Origin of the sequence: Pseudoalteromonas sp. SG41-5 (assembly GCF_014164495.1) — a bacterium.
Lineage (GTDB): Bacteria > Pseudomonadota > Gammaproteobacteria > Enterobacterales > Alteromonadaceae > Pseudoalteromonas > Pseudoalteromonas rhizosphaerae.
In genome coordinates this window covers 80,445-100,454 of the sequence record NZ_JACJFH010000006.1, presented here as the reverse complement: position 1 = coordinate 100,454, position 20,010 = coordinate 80,445, and the positions used below count along the sequence as shown (strand labels likewise).

Sequence of the window (20,010 nt, the reverse complement as noted above, 5' to 3'; positions counted from 1 at the left end):
AATTATATTCAGTTTTACAATTACAAACGTAGGCATTCTACGCTTAATTATATGACGCCACATCAGAAATATAATGAATTAAAAAATGCCGCTTAGAATCTCTACAGAATTTGTTGACCATTACAATGTGCGTAAACATCTTTATTTAAATTTAAAGAGAACTCCTTTAATAATATATCTACTAATAGCTTCAATGATTTAAATTGTTCATTTGTTGGTCGTTCAAAGATATTTGTAGCTTTGTTAAATCGACCTACGACCTCAATTCCTAATGAGTCATTATTTGAAGGATAACGAAGAGGATAAGCTTTTCCTAACTCATGCCTAGATACATTTTTTACTCTTTTGGAAAACGAAAACCCTTTCTGATGAAGTAAACTATTAACGGTTTTTAATTCTTTAGGCTCACATGATTTTTCGTCGGCACACCGAGAATATAAGATACCAACATGCCAACATGCCAACAGAGTTTTTCTAAACTAACTGTTTGGTATATTGTTCCATCATTAGCAATTAAAAAATGAGCTCCAGTTTTTTGCCCCGCTGCATAACCATTCAGAGATGAAGTAGCACTCGAACCTGCAGTTCGATGAAGTACTATAGATGTTACGTTGTTAATATTTCCATGCTCAATAGAGTTGTATCGCTTGGCTGTTATGCGCTTATCTACGATTATTCCATTTGTAACTGTTGTCATTAAAGTTCCTTTTAAATTATGTTGATAAAATATCAAAATTTACATGTTAGCTTGAAAACAAACTAACGCCTTGCTCACCGGAAAATTGGGAGCGCAGCGAGTAATTTTTCCGCGTGCAGCAACTTGTTAGATTTCGGAGCTATTTGCACTATTTATAAACCCCACCAATTGGTCCATACGTTCTCTTAAATCTGAAATATTTAAATCAGCAGAATTGCTTTCGACATAGTGCCGGGCAACTTTGACTTTGCTTGCTGTCTTTTCCTCTATGCTCCGTAGCTTTCTATATTTAAGAAGGTTTTCCCACTCGCCCTTATTTACTAGGTTGCTTGCAGATGGGTGAACAGCTTTAACACTTTCTTCAACTTTATCGAAGTCTAAGTAATTTTCGACTTCTCGCCCCTTAGTTACCCACGCAAATCCAGGACCTGAATTAAACTCATCTTTCAACCTTTGCTTTGTAGCATTGATGCGCGCGCGAGGCCTATCTTTATCACTATCAAACATTATCACTGTGTTTCTATTTAGCTTTCTTACAGAGATTAAATCTTCAGCCGCTTCATTTTCGATATCTTGATCAAGGGCTGTTAAGTGGCTGAACAATCTACCGCCATAAAACATAATAGAATAATGAACACCCTCAACTAAATCTGGCGAATGAGCCTCAAGCCAATAGTTTAGATATATTCGGTCAGATGGCCCCTCTACCCAAATAACACAATTTGCTTGCAATATATCTGAAGCCTTATAACCAAGATCATTGCAGATATTTGAGCGTTGCTTAGTGCTCGAAATAGCCTCTACACTAGAAACACCATCAACTTGTGTGACATGGAATATTTCAGATTCAACAGCATCTAATAAATGGGCGGAGTGTGTTGTAAAGAAATACTGATTTTCTGTTTTTTCTGACAAGTATTTGATCAACTTTCGCTGCAAAATAGGGTGCAGATGGAGTTCTGGTTCTTCTACACAAAGAATTGTTTCTTCTAACAATGTTGCTGCCGCTGCCAAAATCACCACCTCATGAACACCAGTGCCTAGTGACTCTAATGGGAGTGTTTTGCCATCCATATGGATGAGTACCATATTCCTTTCATATGGTATTTCAATTTCTGCTGTATCATTTTCAAGGACTTCTTTTATAAAAGAATTAATAGCAACAAACTTTTCTTTTAGTTTTTGCTGGGCAAGAGGCGGGTTTTGAATTTTTGCAATTCTCTCGATTATCCCTTCGCCACTATAGTCATTAGCTTCACTTCCAACTCCACCAATTTTCCTGATCGCAGGTATTACTTCTACGTTAGGTATCGAATCGGGTAAGTAGGCGAGAGCTTTAAGTGACTCTGGCAACCAATGCTGCCTTAGCCCCCCGCCTGTCTGTCGAGTTAGTCCATTCCATAACTGCTGCCACTCTCTTTCATTAAGCTCTTGAAAGACATCATCAGCATTAATCTCCAGCTCGAACGTGCCATTAGGGCTTCCAGCTTTATATGTAAACCAAATCGCTCCATCATGCATAAAGCACTCTGAACACAGAACCCTTCTTGCGAGCTGCCGATGAGCCGCGTGTTGTCTTTCATCAGGCAATTTCTGATTAATGTAGCTATCAATATCCTCCTCAAACAATGGGAATGATACGCGATGCTGAGCTCTTGCATTTGATATGTGATGATCAATATCTTTAAAAGGATTCTCTTGCTGATTTCGCCCAAAGTTTTGTTGATTCTTTGCTTTTCCGACAAAATAGGCATATTGATCATTTAAGAAATTTACAATGTTAGACTTTCCAACGTTGTTCTGGCCAATGATCAAATTGACTTTTTTAAGCGGCCCTATCCTGACCATTTCATCACCAATACTTCGGTAACCAGAAAAACCAAAACCTTTTAGTAGCACAAAATTATCCTTGTAAATCTAACAATTTTATAGTGCGCGGAGGGCGGATCTTTCTACTACCACCACGCTCATTTTTACTTTATATAGTTTTAACAAATTAGCTAAGATATTGCTATCACGAAGTTTTCTATTATCTTTAAGCAAAGCTAAATGAAACAATATACGCGCGCCGCTCATATCCTTGAATATGTGCGCAAACAACAGTTTGAGCACTTAATTAGCTATTATATTTAGTCAATTTCAATGTCTGGCTATCACTCTTAGCCGAACTTCGTCAAAGTGGCAATAGCGTTCAGTCAAACAAAAAGTAGCAAAATTAAAAAAGGGAGACTGAATCTCCCTTTTTTAAATTTTTATTCGCTGTTATTTTTTCGGCAAACGCATTCTTGCAACCGTATTATCAGATAAAACATAATGGTGGAATAAGGCGGCGGCTGCATGTAATCCAATCAAGTAATAACCAACTTCCCCTGCGGTTTCATGCAGCTCTTTGATGGTTTTAGCCAAGTCTAAATCTTTACTGGCCAATGGCGGCAGCTCTAGACCAAAAAACGGAATTGGTTTGCCCGCCATGCTCAAAATTAACCATCCAGCAATAGGCATAGTAAACATAAACCCATACAACATAATATGCACTAGTTTAGCCAGGTTATTTTGCCACTTAGCTGGCTCTGGTTTTATATCAGGAGCCGAACCACCTACTATGCGAGCAACTAGCCTAACGCTTACTAAGGCTAAAACCGATAAACCAAGCATAAAATGCCACATTTTAAAGGCATCTCGGGTTGTAGTCCCTTTGTCGAACAATTCGCGCAGTTCAATGCTTGCGTACACAGCTATAATTAGTATGAACATAAGCCAATGCAAGGCAATGGAAAGCGTATTGTAATGAGTTGTTGTGTTTTTTAAATTCATAATGCCTCTCGAAAAAATGTAGCGTCCTCATCAACCTAGCACTTATGTTTTGGGAGCTTGAAAAGGTAGCCTCTACCCTTATACGTATTAAATACTCCACATACAGTAACCTATCGTTACTAAGTATTTAGTGATCTAAAACATAAAATTTGTATTTCAAAAATCATGTTTAAATATGGTTGGTTAAGCGTAAACAGTAAAACTTAAAATAAACTTAAGTGATTGGCATAACAAAATAACAACCGTTGGTTACCTTTCGATAAGTATTTGCTAGTTAAACTAATAATTGAAAAGAAATTGAATTTACAACGTTTTTTACACTGTGGCTTTTGAATCAAACAATGCCAGTTCGAAGCATGGCCAGCTTTTCAATACCGTGTTCGGGCGTCCATCTTTTAAACTCAACAAAGTCATGCTTTTTATATAACTTAATAGCGGGCTCGTTAACTACTGCGGTTTCAACTATCGCTGTTGATGCTGTTTCAATAAAGTTAGTTAACGCATAGCGGATTAACTTATCGGCGATGCCTTTTCTAAAATGCTTTGGGTCAACCGTTAAGCTATTAATTTCTAATCGCTCATTGATAATTACCAGTTCAATAACCCCTGCAAGCTGAGTATCGTCATAAAATCCATAAAAAAGCGTTTGCGAATTGTGTATATCATTAACAGTGCGCGATAAAGGCGGAAAATTCTGCGTACCTATTAATTCAGCTTCTATTTTATAAGAGCGTTGAAAGGTGGTGTAAATTTGCTTTGCGACTGCCTCATTTGCATTATCTAACTTTGCAATCATTGACTGAAATCCCTGTTGTAGCATTTTTAGTTGTATAGACTGCAGATAATAACATTCAGCCCGTACCATCTTTATAATTATTATTAACTTATCAACGTGCCAAATTTTATAAAGTGTTTTTAAAAGAGCTAGTTGAAGGAGCTGATTTAAGCCTTTTACTCAATCAGTCCCTCCTAAACTACACACTTTACTGTTGTGATCCTTGTACACCGTAAATTGCAGGGCGCTTTAGCTGGGCACTTAAAGGTAAATAACACGCCAGTGCGCCAAGGCTAATTACAAACAATAAAGTCATGAATAACATACCAAGCTGCATAATTTGCGGTACTCCATCCGCAATCAGTTGTAGTGGTTGTTGTAAAGCCAGCAATAACGCAATACTGAGTATTATACCCGTTACGATTGCGCTGCCATTTTGCTTAAATACTAACAAAAACAATGCCAGTGGCTTTGCGCCAACACACAAATGAATACCAATTTCAGCACGCCTTAATAACACTGAGTAGCGCATAATACCTATCAAACCAATACTGGTTAAGGCAATAGTGGCAGCAATGATCATCAGCGTTGTCGCCGATACTACATATTGACGAAACAGTGCTGTATCGCGCTGTGCATTTAATGGCGCTAATTGATGAACTGATAAGCCTGAATCAATAGATTGTAATAAGGTGTTAAGCGTATTTTTTGTTAAGTGCTGAGCATTTTTAAACTCGATAATAAATGAATTATAACCAGCACGAGTCAAATAAGCTTTAGGCTCAAGCGACGTTTTCCCCGGTATAAGCATTGTTTTAACTATGCCTATTATTACTAAATCATTTTCGCGCCCTGAAGTTATATCAAAACTCAAATGCATACCCAATGCATTACCATCATTTGATAATTTTTCTGCTAGTACATCATTAATAATAATAACATTCGCATTACTTTTAGTATCCTCGTTTGTAAAACCACGTCCTTGTAATACGGGTTGTTTAAGTAATGAAAAATACTGCTCATCAACTGATTTACCATAAGGTAATACGTTTTGATTGCTTGCTACCTCAACCAATGACCAAGTAATTAAATTATCGTTTATAGGTGATGATGAACGACTTACTTGCCTAACCTCTGGCAGTAAAGCAAGCTCGTTAGCTACTTGCTCTAATAGCTGATTTGCTTTGTCTCTATCAGCCGCTACATGGCTTGCTACATTAACCTTTAAACTCGTTAATTGCTCAAGTGGCAGTGTGAAAGCCTCGTCAATATTACTTTTATTAACGCTAAAAACTAAAAAGTTAATAAACAATAATGTACACGCTACAGCTACTTGAAAAGCGACCAAGCCTTGCCATACGCGCTTGCCCACCTGCACTGTCGTCCCTTTTCCTGCTGACTTTAAACTACTTATCAGTTGTTGGTAATTTACTATTCGCGTACATAAAAAAGCGAACAGCGTCGTTAATATTAAGCCGCTAACCAGTGTGATAAGGAATGATACTGCATTAATAGAAAGCTCATTGGCGCGCGGTAATATTGCCATGGCAAAATCGCTTAAGGTTGCTAAAAAAATCGCCGCTAACGCAAGGCCTATTATACTTGCTAAGGCTATTAGTAAGGCAACCTCCAGCCAAAACTGTTTAAACAAAGTAAACCGTGTTGCGCCCAGCGCCGCACTCAGTGCTAATGTGTGTTTACGCGCTGCAGTTCTTACAATAAACACGTTACTAATGTTTACACAGGCAATAATAACCAACCCCGTTACAGCTAAAATGAGCCAATAAATATTCTGCGGTGTCTCTTTTAATATTACTGTTTGCAAGGTGTTTAGCTCAAGTTCGATATGCCAACCTGCAAAGAATGCTTCGGTCGTAATATGCTGTTGCCATACATCATCCACATACTGCGATAACCTTTTACTCGCCTGCTCAATGCTTACATCGCTTGGTAATTTAGCCACAAAATGGCTGCGCGAGTAACGGTTCCACCAAAATGGTTTAGCCTCTGCAGAGGTTAAATTATAATCCCACGGCAACCATACGTCAGTGACCTGCCCTGTTTTGATAAGTGCAGGCGATTTAAAGTTGGCTGCAGCCACACCTATAATTTTGAATTGCTGAGCGCCCACACTAAGTGTTTGACCTATTATGTTTTCTTTACTGGCAAAGTCATTTTGCCATGTTCGATAACTTATAACGGCAACGGGGTTAAAACTATCAAGAGCTTCAGTTTGCGTAAAACCTCGTCCTAAATGTAGCTTAATTGCAAACATTTCAAACCACTGAGGGGTAACAAATGAGGTGTTTACTATGGGTAAGCCCGCTACATCATCAAGGCGTTGTTCACCGTAATACACCAACGCAGCTTGCTCAAATAATTTATGATTTTTATATAAATCAATCAGTGCAGGGTAATTAAAAGCGCGGGTATTAAGCGCCCCGGTTTGGTCTATTTGAGCATATTCAGCTTTTACTAACCGCATTTGCTCAGGGTATGGCAATGGTTTTAACAGCATAATATAGGCAAGTGTTAATACAGTAATTAATGCAGCTAAAACAATACTTAACGTCGCTACAACACTTAAACTGTAAACTTTATGATTAGTTATATTAAGTAATGCATTTTTTAAATTATAAGTCATTATGGCACTCCGTTAAGTTATCCCTTAATAGCCATTGACGTTTTATTATTTTTGGATATTCCATTTTACTCTCACTAAACAGGTTATTTAAGCACTTAGCTGATCTTTTATACCCACAGCCCCTAGCATCTCACCATCCAATAGCTTTAGTTGCCTTGTAGCCATATCACAGTAACGCGGGTCATGTGTCACCATGCAAATAGTGGTGCCGGCTGCATGTAGCTCACTTAATACATGCATAACTTGATCTCCCGATTTTGAGTCTAAATTACCCGTTGGCTCATCAACTAATAATATTGCCGGTTCAGTCACCAGCGCTCGGGCTATCGCCACGCGTTGCTGCTGTCCACCAGATAATTGGTTAGGTTTATGACTCATACGATGCCCAAGCCCTACTTTTTCAAGGCACGCTTTTACTTTTTCAGCAATTATTTGCTTGTTTGGTTTACAGTGGTGATAACGCAGTGGTAATGCCACGTTGTCGAACACACTTAACTCATCAATTAAATTAAATGATTGAAAAATAAATCCTATTTTTGCATTGCGAGTTTCAGCAGCCTGATTCAGCGAAAGTGCAGAGACGTCTTTACCGTCAATTAAATATTCACCGCTGGTTGGCATATCAAGTAAACCCAATAATGAAAGTAATGTTGATTTACCACAGCCAGATGGCCCCGATATCGACAAGTATTCACCGCGATAAATACACAAATCAATACTACGCAGTGCATAGGTTTGTAACTCTTGGGTTTCAAATACCTTACTAATTCCTTTCATTGCTAATACGACATCGGCTTGGGTGTTCGTTATTTTTTGCTCTGTCATTATTTTTATCCTGTTCATTAGTTAATTAGAATTTCGCTATTGCTGCGAGTAAGGTTGGTTAAATCTGAAATAATCAATTGCTGATCTAACTGTGCGCCGCTTAGTATTTCGATAAAGCGCCCAGCCTCGCGACCAAATTTGATATCAACCAAGTGTGCGCTTTGCTGCTGTGAGTTTACCTGATACAGATCTCTTACACTGTGCGGTTTTACGTTTGCTGGGCGCTCGATATAAGTAACATCTTTTAGCTGTGCGACCTTAATATTGGCATCGACGGTTAATTGCGGCCGAACATTTTCAGGGAGCTCTTTAGGCAACGATAACTCTACCTCTACTGTATTATTACTCACCACAGGGCTGATGCGTGACACCTTTGCCATAACAACACCGCGGCGTGTATCTACTTCTGCGAGCTGCCCTAACCGAATATCATCTACTTGATTTTGTGGTACTTGAATAATTGCAATTAACGAATCAACCGAGCCGATAAGCGCAATTTCTTGCCCTGCATTTACGCTTTGCCCAAGCTCAATCGGTAAACGCTGTAATACCCCATCCATTCCCGCTACTACAGATAGATTGGCCAATTGTGTTTGTGCCATAACTACTAACCCTTGTTGCTGTTTAATTTGCTCAAGCTGAATGTTTTCAGATTCTATGTGCACGGCTTTTAGTTGCTCTGAACGTTGCTTAGCTATTGCTAATTGCTGGCGAAGTTGTTGCTCGTCTAACACGCTACGCTGATAATTAAGCGTTGAGACTATGCCCTGTTCAACCAAACTGGTTTCAGCTTTTAATTTTAGTTTGGCATTTTCGTAAGCGGCATGGCTTTGCGCCACATGAGAGCGCTCGTTTAATAACTCGCGAGTATTGTTTAATCTTAACTGGCGTAAGTTAGCATTGAGTTTATTAAGTTCTTGCTGCGCATTTTCGAGCTGTTGCTCAAGCGCTGGATTGGCTAACTGCACAATCACTGAGTCACTGGTCACTATTGCGCCTGGTTTTAATAAAATAGCCTGCACAGTGGCCAACGTTTTTGCCGTAAGCAATTGCTGCTGCGCAGATTTAAGTTCACCATAACCTGTAACCGTAATCGCAAGCGCGCCTTGGCGTACATCACTAATAATAATATTACTGCGCGATACTGACACACCTACTTGACTGCTGCGCTGATAAATCACTGCCACAATTAAAATAACAGCCAGTAATAAAATTAGCTTATGCCAAAGCGATAACTGCTTGACTACTTTTGTTTTTACTATGTCCATATTGCACCGCATTATGCTTTGTATATCTAAGCTATAGCGAAACACGTGCCAACATTAAAAATCAATAAATACAAACAATTACAAGTATGTACTATTTAAAAATTCTTATTGAGCGGCGATACCGGACTCCTCAGTATCAATTTGAGACTGGCCCTAGTTAAAGGCTTTCACTTCGACAGACAGGCTAACCCAAAATCGGACGCAAGCAGTCCGTAATCGGACTGGAACACCTACTGAAATCACCTTTAAATAGCTAACAAGCTGAAATACAAAAATAAAATCACTGGCATAGAAATCGCTATACGCTACAATCAACCTGTGCTTATTCACCTATTTGGAAGTTTATGCCTGCCACTATTTTGATCATTGAAGATAGCCCCGAAATCCGCCTAAGCGCGCGCTTTATTTTAGAAGATAACGGCTACCAAGTGCTCGAATGCGACTCACCTTTTAGCGCGCAAGCAGTAGTTAAAGATAGCCAAGCGATTGACCTTATTTTGCTCGATATGAATTTTACCCGCGACACCACATCAGGTGACGAAGGTTTGGCGTTTTTACAGCACTTACATAAACAACAGTTAGATATCCCTGTCATCGCAATGACTGCGTGGTCGAGCGTAGATCTAGCGGTTCGCGCTATGCAACACGGTGCGTGTGACTTTATTGAAAAGCCATGGCAAAACCAGCGCTTATTAAAATTGCTCGATCAGCAACTCACACTTAAAAAGTTAAACAAACAAAATCAAAAGTTGCTGCAACAGCTTAACGATCGTGCCTCGCCTGCATTTGTGTATCAGTCACACGCTATGCAACAACTGATAAGTCAGTTAGCTAAGGTGGCTAAAACCGATGCTAACATTTTACTAACCGGTGAAAATGGTACGGGTAAGAGCCAATTAGCACAATGGCTTCATCAGCAGTCAACGCGCCATACACAACCGTTTATTGCAGTGAATATGGGGGCTATTGTTGAATCGTTATTTGAAAGCGAAATGTTTGGTCATAAAAAAGGTGCGTTTACTGATGCTAAAAATGAGCGCATTGGCCGCTTTGAACTGGCCGATAACGGCAGTTTATTTTTAGACGAAATAGCCAATATACCACTACCACAACAAGCAAAATTATTACGGGTACTCGAAAGCCAAGAGTTTGAGATGGTTGGCGCGAGTCACACTAAAAAAACCAATGTACGCTTGATCAGTGCCACCAATGGCGATATTGCCACACTGATAAAACAAGGCCAGTTTAGAGAAGATTTATACTATCGGATAAACACTTTGGAGTTTGTAATACCGCCACTACGCGAACGCATTGAAGATATAGTGCCTTTGTGCGAGCACTTTATAAATTTACATGCTAAAAAATACTCAAGCACCATACTTACATTGAGTGAATGCGCTAAACAGGAATTAAACCACTATACTTGGCCGGGCAATGTACGCGAGCTAAGCCATGTGATTGAACGGGCAATATTGTTAGCAACAACCGACACATTGACCGCCGATGACTTAAACCTGCACAGCAGTCAAATCAATAACACATTACCACTAATGACACTAGAGCACGCAGAGCGCCAATTAATTGATTTAGCCCTCAAGCAGACCCAAGGCCATATTCCTAACGCCGCTAAATTATTAGGTTTAGGTAAATCTTCTATGTATCGTCGCCTTGAAAAATACGGGATTACCGTATGAAAAGCAGTATGACACTTAGTTGTCTTTATCACTCATCGCTGGAACGCAGTTTAATTGGCTTTGCATTTTTTAGTAGCACTTTAGCAGCGTTGGGGTGCTATTTTATTGGCCAATATTTTGCTTTATCTGTTGTTACTTCTGCCGTTATCTCAATCCTATTTTTAGCTATTTATCTTAAGCTGTTTATTCGTACCTATAAAAAAGTGATCAACAGCTTTAACCGCAATTACGCCCACCTAGATGCCATTTTAAACGAAGATTATAACCAGCTCGTTAAGCCCAGCTATCAGGCGGGGAGTATTCACCAATTACAACAAAGCTTGATTGAGTTAAGTGAAGAGTTATTTAAAAAGAAGTCGCGATACGATCAGCATGTTTTTTTGGTGTACCAATTAATTGAGCATTTTAATGTGCCGATCATGGTGCTCGATCAATATAATAAGCTCAGTTATGCCAATAATGCGTTTAGCGAATTTAAACAGACTCAATGGCAAACCTTACGCTATGCAAGCGCTGAACAATTAGGGCTTACAAAGCAAGACGCACATTGGCAATTTAGCGATGTTATTACAGCCCAGCAATGGCAAATACGCCACAGTGAATTTATAGAGCAAGGCAGCTGTCATCAACTTATTGTTATGATCGACATCACCTCAGCCCTTCGCGAAAGCCAACTGCAAGCATGGCAGCAAATTATTCGCGTACTCGGTCACGAAATTCGCAACTCACTCACACCAGTTACTGCAATGGCTGAAAATCTCGCCGTGAAGCTCACCGAGCCACGACAAATACAAGCACTTAATGTTATAAGTGAGCGCTGTAATTATCTTAATGAATTTGTCACGCGCTATGGCGATATAAATAAACCACTGGCACTTAATATAGTAGCAATAGACACCGACACATTTTTAAAACAAGTGTGCGCAATATACCCTGACGTTGCATTTAGCTGCGTAACAGACGCCGCAACTTTTAAGGCCGACCGCACGTTTATTCATCAAGTCATGATCAATCTAATAAAAAATGCCATCGAAGCAAGCACCCCGCCCGTTAAAGTAACATTAGGTGTGCATAAGCAAGGAAAAGTAAGCTGCATCACCATTGATGATAACGGCCAAGGCCTTGCCAACCCCGATAACATATTCGTGCCGTTTTACACCACTAAACAACAAGGTCAAGGGATTGGTCTAAGCTTTTGTCGCAACGTGATAGAGCAGCATCATGGTAGTTTGAGCTTAGCGAATAAAGAAAAACACCAAGGTGCAGTCGCAACAATACTATTGCCAGTGTAGCTAGCTTCGAAAAGAAATACTAAAAAGAACATTTAGTTTAATCAGCGAATACTTTGTAAAAGCAGCCCCTATTCTAAAAAACAACGATAAAAAAACCTGTACGCCCTCAAACTCAACTTCATGTAATACGCTGTAATATGTCTTTTGTGGTGGTCATTCTACAATTTCACTCGGTTACTTAGTATCCATATAACAGTGCGAATGCAATCTACAAAAGGAACAAGAAAATGTCTGATGAAAGCTTATATCTCGTTAAATTACAATTTCAATCTGGTGTTGTTGGTGGTGGCTCTATGGAAATTCAGTTTGCTGTAGATCCAAAAACAGGTTCATTAAATGGTCGAGCGAATGGCAGCATCCAAGAAGGAACGCAGCATTCACCTCATTTCACCGCTAGCGCATCGGGCCATATGCATGCAACTGGCTATAATGATGTAACTAAAGTTGGCGCGCTAACAGGTCAAGCAGTGGTGTCTTTTCCACCACCTGCAATTGGTAGTTACCAGTCACCTTTTACGGCAAGCTTTGGCGTTGATAACCAATGGAATGGCAAAGGCAGTTTTTCAGTGGGTGATAATACCTACCAATGCAAAGTGAGTCTAATCGACTAAGCTGATTAAAAATAGTTTTTCTATTAAATGGCATTCAATCCAGTTGAATGTCATTTAATAATTCACCAAGCAGCGTCATTACTACCCTTCTTCAAGCTCTCGCCAAAGCTTATGGCTTAGCACTTTATTTCAGGCATAAAAAACCGACCAATTTGGTCCGCTTCACGTTTATAAAAACGTTGAAAAACAGTGTCGACTTGCTTTGCTATGATTTAATTAGGATTGCCTAACTTTTTTATCATTTGTTTAAGCCTTTGTATTCATTTAACTAGGCATTCATATAACTAGCTTTAGTAGCAAAACTTCAATAGAAGAATCTTCAACAAAGCGCTTAATGACTTAAAGCATTTCCTTCTTAACTTTACCTACGTTTGGTCCATTCAAGTTAACCATCTGATATAATCGCATAAAATATTAAGGAAAATTAGTGATGAAACTAAAAACAACAGCTGTCTGCCTTTTAACCTTACTACTTTCTGCCTGTGGTGGGGGAAGTAGCTCTGAAGAACAACAAAAAGCAGCAAATAACAAACCTACTATAGCGGGTGAGTTCAGTTTTGAACTCGCTGCGGGATCTAGTTTAGAACATGCACTTACTGTAAGCGATAAAGACAACGACACAGTAACTGTCTCTGTAATAAACAAACCTGATTGGCTAAGCTATGAACTAAGTGAAAATACACTAACGCTCAGTGCTTCGCCTACTCTTTTTGACATAGCTGAACATCAAATCGACCTATCAATTAGTGATGGTAAAGAGTCGAACCAGTTTAACCTAAGTATTGACGTTCACTATGATGCCGTTAACTTTCCTGGCGAAGCAATTACACTTGCAGATAAAGAATTAATCGGCACGTGGACTACAGCTGACTCTAGCTCACTATTTCATTTTTCAGCTGACCAAACAGGTTTTGCAAAAATTGACAGTGACAACTTTATGTTTAACTGGAATAACCCAGATGATGTTGAACTGCATACTCAAGAGTTTGAATGCATTGCAAATTGCATGCGTTCAAAGTTTATACCTCTCGAGATTTTAGCTAAGAAAGCTAATTCTATCCTAGCTAAAAAGTACATAAGTGAAACCGAATTCACTTGGCTTACCCTGATTAAAGGCGAGAAAAAAGCGCTTAGTTTTGATACTTATAGCGATCAACGCCAAGAGCAAACACTTAGACTAAGCCAACTAGGTAATGAAGAAGGCTTCAAATATACTTTCTTTGCCAATGTAGCGATTAAAGCAGAAGGTTACACTCAGTTAGCTGGATTTCACGAGAATGTAATTCTAACTGACGGTATATATCAATTTATTGAGCCTGAAGAGAAAGGTAATAGTATATTTGGGCAAGACTATACAAAAACGTTTCAAAATACTGATGGCTCATATCAACAAATCAGTTTTTCTGTTCAATTAAAACAAGCCGAACTCATTGCAAGCTTAGATGATTTTGCTGTTTTTGAAGTCACCTATCATTTTATCCCTCAAACATCTCAAGATACGGCTAATTGGCCTGAGCTTGAAAAAGAGCTTGTTGATCGCAAAACCTATAAAGTATTTAGAGGTGTTGCAGAGGCGCCAGTTCCTGAATTTTCAGCGGGTGATGTGTTATTCGGCTTATCTCCATTGTATTCAAGTGTGCAATTAGCTGATGGCAGTTCCTTTAAAATAATCAATGCACCTATCACGGTTGATTCAGAAACTTCAGGACATTACTCAGTGAAAAACGCACTTACTGGTGAAGAGTCTACTTATGATATTACGTTCAGCAACTTGGGCGATACTTTAGAATTCACCATAGGTATTGAAACTAGAAATGTACGCTATGTAAAACTCTACGATAATCGCATTGCTACTATAGACGATTTTTACTCCAGCAAAAAACAATCAAGCTACTCTTACGCTAATCTAGCCCAAGCAGATACTACCTATAATGCGACTCAAGAAGATTATATGAAAACCTTCTATGTTAACGATTTAAACTTGTTAAATAACAACAAACATACTGTTATAGAGCCTCACGATAACGGTACAGCCATTGTTTATAGCGGTGGTATTTCTGGCCCTAATGGCCGTTGGCAGTTTGAAGAAGACAATAGCATGAGCTTCGTAACTCCTTGTAGTCAAGATGAAACAATAAGCAGTTGTATCGATAATTCTGAAGAAGTTGATGTGATCAACTACAAACTTTTCAAAAAGGAAAAAGCCGGCTATTGGTTTTTAAGGTCTCATAGCAACCAAGACAAATACTCAGATGGAAAAATAGCCCAATCAGTAACACAAAGTATTCAATTCTTAAAACTATGCGATAGCGTCTGTATATACAGAAGTAATTAACTAAAAATCAAACGATTAATGCAGATTATACGGTATTAATCGTTTGCCACATCATATGGCTATAAACTAACAACTGACCACTTTATTTCAGGCATAAAAAAACCCCGACCAATGTGGTCAGGGTTATTAAAAGTGGTACCAGCGGCCGGACTTGAACCGGCACGCCTTGCGGCAGGGGATTTTGAATCCCCCATGTATACCAATTTCATCACGCTGGCATCATTTTTCTTTAACCTTCTAACATGAGAAGATAAAGAAAAACCACTTTAGAGCTAGGACTTATCAAGCTGTCTTTGTCTCTATGCCATGCATTATACAAACAATAAGAGGAGCAGCAAGCGTTTTTTACAAAACCACGATCAACCGCTTAACAATTGAGCAACCATTAACATTCACTCATAAAAGCTACTAACTGTGCGGCTAGTATTTGTCTCGCTATTTGCTAAACTAGCGCGCATATTAACTTTGTGAGTTTGTTTATGTCTGCTGAATTTCCGCGTGCGAGCTTTTGGCGTCGCTTTGCCTCTTTAATTTACGACTCTTTAGTTGTGATTTCGCTATCTATGCTTACTGCCATACTTTACTTTGCAGCCATTCAGGGGTTAATTGGCTTAGATCTAATTATGCAGACAGAAGATCCGGCCGCCTTAATTCAGGACTCTCCATTGCTGTACGGTATTCGCAGTGCATTATTCGTTGGTGTAAATATTATATTTTTTGTCTATTTTTGGACTAAGAGTGGCCAAACGATTGGTATGCGCGCATGGCGTTTAAAAGTACAAACTCGCGATGGTAAGCTAATTAGTTGGCCACAAGCCGTTATTCGCAGCGTAACCGCATTACTTGGCTTAGGTAATTTAGTGGTATTAGTTGATTTTAAAAACAAACGAGCGCTGCAAGATTACCTGTCTAAAACCGAGGTTGTTGCGCTAACAAAAGAAGAAAACAAACGAATTTATCGTTCTTTAGATTAGCAATGAGGAGCTAGGCTGCTAGCTCCCCGTTATCAATTTCGCTTATTAAGCAAGTAAGTCGCAAAACCTATAAATATTATGCTTGGTAAAGTCGCCCCGATTATCGCAGGGATTTGATACACCATCACCACAGGACCAAATATTTCATTGGTTAGGTGAAATGCAATACCGGTTACTACACCCATTACAATCCGCGCGCCCATCGTCACGGTACGCAGTGGGCCAAATATAAACGACAGCGCCACTAATAACATCACCGCTATCGATACTGGCTGCATAATCTTACGCCATAAAGCAAGCTCGTAGGTGCTAGTATCTTGCTCATTTTGTTTCAAATAACCTAAATATGACCACAACCCTGTAAATGACAGAGACTCTGGTTTTACCGATACGACACCCAGCTTTTCAGCTGTAAGTTGTGATTCGTAAAACTCTTCTTTTTGCTGCTGTGTGCTGATCAACTCTTCACTGAGTTGCACTTTATTTACATCTCGAAGTAACCAACCGTCTTTACGGCCTACCGCTTCGCGAGCTTTAGTAATTTGTGTAAGTTGTAGTGAACTATCAAAATGATACATGTTCACGCCATGTAATACGCCGTTTTGGTCAACATCTTCTATATTAATAAAGTTATTGCCATCTTTGGCCCATACACCTTGCTGAGCGTTAAATACATCACCACCATGTATTGCTTGATTACGCATTTCTTTCGCTTTAAGTTGTGTCGCTGGTGCGCCCCACTCGCCTAATGCCATCATACAAAGCGCCATAAATATTGCGGTTTTCATTACTGAGAGAATAATTTGCAAACGCGACATACCGGCGGCTTGCATCACCACCAGTTCACTATTTGATGCAAGTGCCCCAAGCCCCGTTAAGCCACCAATTAAAGCGGCCATTGGGAAGAACACCACAAGATCATCAGGCATGCTATATAAGGTATATAGCAAAGCAGTTCCAATATCATAGCTACCGCGACCGACTGATTTAAGCTGCTCAATAAATTTAATCAGGGTACTGATCCCAACTAAGACCATCAAAGCAAAACCGGTGGTTTGTAAAACACTGCGGCCTAAATACCAATCAAGCGTTTTCATCATGCGCCTAACTCCCGCTTAGTTAATACTGCTTTTAACCATGCGCCGAGCGGTCGCCCTTTGATAATCAAAAAGCCGCCAATAAATAAAGCGCTTAAATGGATCCACCACAGGCCAATTGAAGGCGGAATTTTACCATCCTCAATCGCAAACTTTGCAGCATTCAATAAGATGAAATAACCTAAATACAAGCTGATGGCAGGCACTAATTTGGCAAACTTACCTTGGCGCGGATTAACGACACTCAGCGGTACTGCTAATAAAGTAAGTAGTGGAATAGAAAGCGGTATAGCAAGACGCCACTGCCACTGAGCAATCGCATCTGTCGTTTTCATCGCAAACAGATCAATGGTCGGCACAGCTTCAAGTTTACGGCGTTGATGTTCTATTTCTTGCTCACGGATTTGTACACTATAGCCATCAAATTCGGTTAAATTTAGCGCAGGGGTTTTGCCGTCGGTTTCGTAACGCTTACCGTCACTGAGCACCAATTGCTGCTCACCGCTTTCTTGCTCGATCACTACACCCCGCTGCGCATATACTAACCGTGCGAGATTATCTTTTTCGCTGTCTGGTAGTTGCGCTACAAATACTTTGTGTAGTTCTTTGCCGCCTTTTTCGATGTTATGAATAAACACCACCGCTTTTTCGTTACCTGTTTGTTGAAAGCGCCCAGCCCGCAGCGCTGATAACCCGGCATCCGCTTTGGCTTGTTCTTTCAATTGATATTCTTGCTCACTCGCCCATGGGGCTATATATAAAGTCAGTACTCCTGCCAATAGCGCCAATACCACACTAGAAACTAAGGTTACACGCACTACGTACCATTCACTAACACCACAGGCTTTGAGAACGGTCATTTCACTGTCGGCATAAATGCGACTATAGGCGAGAATAATCCCTAAAAAGATACTTAGCGGTAATATTAATGATGCCAATTGCGGTAACTTTAGTGCAATCATTGACAGCACTAACTTAGCAGGAATGCCGCCTTCAGAGGCGTCGCCAAGAATAACGACAAACTTTTGCGACAAAAAAATTGTCATCAAAGTTAAAAATACGGCGACCTGAGACTTTAAAACTTCAGTGGTCAAATAACGGAAAATTAGCAATGATCGCCCCTGTTAAACATGATGCTTTACTTCAAGAGTAAGAAAATTTGAGTAAACTTAGGGTTTTATTATATGTCATCAACATTAAATATCATACCTAGCAACTCGATATATTGTCGCATTAGTGGTATTGATGGCTACAAAAGTATAAAGTTCAAATACACATAATGAGTCAGCGTTTATAAGCTAATATTAAGCTAGTATCTGGATTTTTATTTTATTACCCTTATTTAAGGGTTAAATGACTCAAAATTAGGAGTGACAATGGAATTTAGCGTAAAAAGTGGTAGTCCTGAAAAGCAACGTAGCGCATGTATTGTAGTTGGCGTTTATGAGCCACGTCGTTTATCCCCCATTGGTGAACAACTCGATAAAATCAGTGATGGTTATATCTCTAATTTATTGCGTCGCGGCGACCTTGAAGGCAAGCCGGGACAAGTGCTGTTATTGCATCATGTACCCAATGTGTTAAGTGAACGCATACTATTGGTCGGCTGTGGTAAAGAGCGCGAGCTAGACGACAAACAATACAAACAAATTATTTCAAAAACTATCAATACCCTAAATGAAACTGGGTCGATGGAAGCGGTATGCTTTTTAACTGAGCAACATGTTAAAAGTCGCGACACCTACTGGAAAGTCCGCCAAGCGGTCGAAACCACCCAAGACTGTTTGTATACCTTTAACCAATTAAAAAGCAAAAAAAGTGACCCGCGTCGCCCGCTGCGTAAAATTGTGTTTAACGTACCAACTCGCCGCGAACTTACCATTGGTGAAAGCGCCATTGAACATGGCCTAGCGATTGCTGCAGGTAGTAAGTTATGTAAAGACGTAGCGAACATGCCACCAAACATATGTAATCCTGCATATTTAGGTGAACAAGCGCAAGAACTTGCAGCTAACTTTGACAACGTTACGGTTGATATAATTGGCGAAGATAAAATGGCAGAGTTAGGTATGAATTCATACTTAGCAGTTGGTCGTGGTAGTGATAACGAATCTATTATGTCGGTAATTAACTACCAAGGCGGCGCGAAAGATCAAGCCCCAATCGTGCTAGTTGGTAAAGGTTTAACCTTTGACTCAGGTGGTATTTCACTCAAACCAGGCGAAGCCATGGATGAAATGAAATACGACATGGGCGGTGCAGCCGGTGTTATTGGCGCAATGCGTGCTTTGGTGCAAATGCAATTACCGATTAACGTAATTGGTGTACTCGCAGGTTGTGAAAACATGCCAAGCTCGAATGCTTATCGTCCGGGTGATATTTTGACCACTATGTCAGGGCAAACAGTTGAAGTACTAAATACCGACGCTGAAGGCCGCCTAGTATTATGTGATGCACTCACTTATGTCGAGCGCTTTGAACCTGAAACCGTGATTGATGTCGCTACTTTAACTGGCGCTTGTATTGTTGCCCTTGGCGCTCATGCAACGGGGTTATTATCTAACCACAACCCACTGGCACATGACTTGTTAAAAGCATCTGAGCAAAGTGGCGACCGTGCGTGGCAGTTGCCACTGTGGGATGATTATCAAGATCAACTAGAAAGCCCATTTGCTGATTTTACTAACTTAGGCGGCCGCTCTGCGGGAACGATAACAGCAGCATGCTTCTTATCTAAGTTTACTAAAAAGTATAACTGGGCCCATTTAGATATCGCAGGCACTGCTTGGCGCAGTGGTAAAAACAAAGGCGCAACAGGTCGACCGGTGCCAATGCTTACGCAATATTTACTCAACCGTGCCGGTGTAAGCGAAACCAGCCAAGATTAAACCCCGCGTTTAACAATACATTGTTAAATTTAAATAAGGCGCTTTTTAGCGCCTTATTTATTCCCCACTTATTAACGTATAAATTAGCGTATTAAT

The 20,010-nt window shown here is 39.9% G+C and carries 17 protein-coding genes and 1 tRNA gene; 7 read left to right on the top strand and 11 right to left on the bottom strand.

Annotated elements, in window-relative coordinates:
* A partial coding sequence (locus tag H5232_RS24700; RefSeq protein ID WP_404936146.1) for an IS3 family transposase occupies positions 1-96 on the top strand: 96 nt, incomplete at its 5' end.
* 5 nt (positions 97-101) lie between these two features.
* Here H5232_RS24700 and H5232_RS24695 read toward each other — a convergent pair.
* From H5232_RS24695 to H5232_RS03180, 8 genes are all read right to left on the bottom strand, one after another.
* A complete protein-coding gene (locus H5232_RS24695; protein ID WP_220496045.1) occupies positions 102-464 on the bottom strand; it encodes an N-acetylmuramoyl-L-alanine amidase in 363 nt (120 codons plus the stop codon).
* Positions 392-697, bottom strand: a complete 306-nt coding sequence (locus H5232_RS23910; RefSeq protein ID WP_220496044.1) for an N-acetylmuramoyl-L-alanine amidase — start codon at positions 695-697, stop codon at positions 392-394. Before H5232_RS23910 ends, H5232_RS24695 begins: the two co-directional genes overlap by 73 nt.
* 126 nt (positions 698-823) lie before the next feature.
* Positions 824-2,596 (bottom strand): ATP-binding protein, encoded by a 1,773-nt coding sequence (locus H5232_RS03205; protein ID WP_182830554.1) that lies wholly within the window; start codon positions 2,594-2,596, stop codon positions 824-826.
* Positions 2,597-2,959: 363 nt separating this feature from the next.
* The gene (locus H5232_RS03200) at positions 2,960-3,511 is read right to left on the bottom strand and encodes a cytochrome b (protein WP_182830553.1); all 552 of its coding nucleotides are present in this window, start codon (positions 3,509-3,511) and stop codon (positions 2,960-2,962) included.
* Positions 3,512-3,845: 334 nt separating this feature from the next.
* Positions 3,846-4,307 carry a GNAT family N-acetyltransferase gene (locus H5232_RS03195; protein WP_182761168.1) on the bottom strand — a complete coding sequence of 154 codons (462 nt, stop codon included), beginning with the start codon at positions 4,305-4,307 and terminating at the stop codon, positions 3,846-3,848.
* Between the two features lie 187 nt (positions 4,308-4,494).
* Positions 4,495-6,930 carry an ABC transporter permease gene (locus H5232_RS03190; RefSeq protein WP_182794634.1) on the bottom strand — a complete coding sequence of 812 codons (2,436 nt, stop codon included), beginning with the start codon at positions 6,928-6,930 and terminating at the stop codon, positions 4,495-4,497.
* A gap of 87 nt (positions 6,931-7,017) precedes the next feature.
* Entirely contained in the window at positions 7,018-7,755 is a 738-nt protein-coding gene (locus H5232_RS03185) for an ABC transporter ATP-binding protein (RefSeq protein WP_182740878.1), read from the bottom strand.
* A gap of 17 nt (positions 7,756-7,772) precedes the next feature.
* Positions 7,773-9,023: an HlyD family secretion protein gene (locus tag H5232_RS03180; RefSeq protein WP_145235000.1), complete on the bottom strand. Its 1,251-nt coding sequence runs from the start codon at positions 9,021-9,023 to the stop codon at positions 7,773-7,775.
* 344 nt (positions 9,024-9,367) lie between these two features.
* Between H5232_RS03180 and H5232_RS03175 the strand changes: the two genes are divergently transcribed.
* The 4 genes from H5232_RS03175 to H5232_RS03160 all read left to right on the top strand — a co-directional run bounded on the left by H5232_RS03175 (position 9,368) and on the right by H5232_RS03160 (position 14,955).
* Positions 9,368-10,717 (top strand): sigma-54 dependent transcriptional regulator, encoded by a 1,350-nt coding sequence (locus H5232_RS03175; RefSeq protein ID WP_145234997.1) that lies wholly within the window; start codon positions 9,368-9,370, stop codon positions 10,715-10,717.
* Positions 10,714-12,009, top strand: coding sequence for a PAS domain-containing sensor histidine kinase (locus H5232_RS03170; protein WP_259398571.1), 1,296 nt, complete (start codon positions 10,714-10,716; stop codon positions 12,007-12,009). The genes H5232_RS03175 and H5232_RS03170 overlap by 4 nt, the downstream gene beginning before the upstream one ends.
* Before the next feature lie 227 nt (positions 12,010-12,236).
* On the top strand, positions 12,237-12,620 hold the full coding sequence (locus tag H5232_RS03165; RefSeq protein ID WP_182719468.1) for a DUF1842 domain-containing protein: 384 nt from the start codon (positions 12,237-12,239) through the stop codon (positions 12,618-12,620).
* Positions 12,621-13,050: 430 nt separating this feature from the next.
* The gene (locus tag H5232_RS03160) at positions 13,051-14,955 is read left to right on the top strand and encodes a hypothetical protein (protein ID WP_182830552.1); all 1,905 of its coding nucleotides are present in this window, start codon (positions 13,051-13,053) and stop codon (positions 14,953-14,955) included.
* 133 nt (positions 14,956-15,088) lie between these two features.
* On the opposite strand, the gene H5232_RS03155 is transcribed toward H5232_RS03160, so the two are convergent.
* A tRNA-Leu gene (locus H5232_RS03155) sits at positions 15,089-15,173 on the bottom strand.
* 261 nt (positions 15,174-15,434) lie between these two features.
* Here H5232_RS03155 and H5232_RS03150 point away from each other — a divergent pair.
* Positions 15,435-15,929 (top strand): RDD family protein, encoded by a 495-nt coding sequence (locus H5232_RS03150; protein WP_182719466.1) that lies wholly within the window; start codon positions 15,435-15,437, stop codon positions 15,927-15,929.
* 32 nt (positions 15,930-15,961) lie between these two features.
* Here the strand turns inward: H5232_RS03150 and lptG are convergent, their stop codons facing one another.
* Positions 15,962-17,029 (bottom strand): LPS export ABC transporter permease LptG, encoded by a 1,068-nt coding sequence (gene lptG / locus H5232_RS03145; RefSeq protein WP_182719465.1) that lies wholly within the window; start codon positions 17,027-17,029, stop codon positions 15,962-15,964.
* Positions 17,026-18,138 carry an LPS export ABC transporter permease LptF gene (gene lptF / locus H5232_RS03140; protein ID WP_149981256.1) on the bottom strand — a complete coding sequence of 371 codons (1,113 nt, stop codon included), beginning with the start codon at positions 18,136-18,138 and terminating at the stop codon, positions 17,026-17,028. Before lptF ends, lptG begins: the two co-directional genes overlap by 4 nt.
* 264 nt (positions 18,139-18,402) lie before the next feature.
* Between lptF and pepA the strand changes: the two genes are divergently transcribed.
* Positions 18,403-19,914, top strand: a complete 1,512-nt coding sequence (gene pepA, locus H5232_RS03135) for a leucyl aminopeptidase (RefSeq protein ID WP_145234985.1) — start codon at positions 18,403-18,405, stop codon at positions 19,912-19,914.
* Positions 19,915-20,010: the final 96 nt, after the last annotated feature.

What these genes read in the sequence shown, in the direction of transcription:
- H5232_RS23910 (WP_220496044.1), bottom strand. Translation starts at nt 697, where the DNA reads ATGACAACAGTTACAAATGGAATAATCGTAGATAAGCGCATAACAGCC.
- H5232_RS03200 (WP_182830553.1), bottom strand. Translation starts at nt 3,511, where the DNA reads ATGAATTTAAAAAACACAACAACTCATTACAATACGCTTTCCATTGCC.
- H5232_RS03195 (WP_182761168.1), bottom strand. Translation starts at nt 4,307, where the DNA reads ATGATTGCAAAGTTAGATAATGCAAATGAGGCAGTCGCAAAGCAAATT.
- H5232_RS03190 (WP_182794634.1), bottom strand. Translation starts at nt 6,930, where the DNA reads ATGACTTATAATTTAAAAAATGCATTACTTAATATAACTAATCATAAA.
- H5232_RS03185 (WP_182740878.1), bottom strand. Translation starts at nt 7,755, where the DNA reads ATGACAGAGCAAAAAATAACGAACACCCAAGCCGATGTCGTATTAGCA.
- H5232_RS03180 (WP_145235000.1), bottom strand. Translation starts at nt 9,023, where the DNA reads ATGGACATAGTAAAAACAAAAGTAGTCAAGCAGTTATCGCTTTGGCAT.
- H5232_RS03175 (WP_145234997.1), top strand. Translation starts at nt 9,368, where the DNA reads ATGCCTGCCACTATTTTGATCATTGAAGATAGCCCCGAAATCCGCCTA.
- H5232_RS03170 (WP_259398571.1), top strand. Translation starts at nt 10,714, where the DNA reads ATGAAAAGCAGTATGACACTTAGTTGTCTTTATCACTCATCGCTGGAA.
- H5232_RS03165 (WP_182719468.1), top strand. Translation starts at nt 12,237, where the DNA reads ATGTCTGATGAAAGCTTATATCTCGTTAAATTACAATTTCAATCTGGT.
- H5232_RS03160 (WP_182830552.1), top strand. Translation starts at nt 13,051, where the DNA reads ATGAAACTAAAAACAACAGCTGTCTGCCTTTTAACCTTACTACTTTCT.
- H5232_RS03150 (WP_182719466.1), top strand. Translation starts at nt 15,435, where the DNA reads ATGTCTGCTGAATTTCCGCGTGCGAGCTTTTGGCGTCGCTTTGCCTCT.
- lptG (WP_182719465.1), bottom strand. Translation starts at nt 17,029, where the DNA reads ATGATGAAAACGCTTGATTGGTATTTAGGCCGCAGTGTTTTACAAACC.
- pepA (WP_145234985.1), top strand. Translation starts at nt 18,403, where the DNA reads ATGGAATTTAGCGTAAAAAGTGGTAGTCCTGAAAAGCAACGTAGCGCA.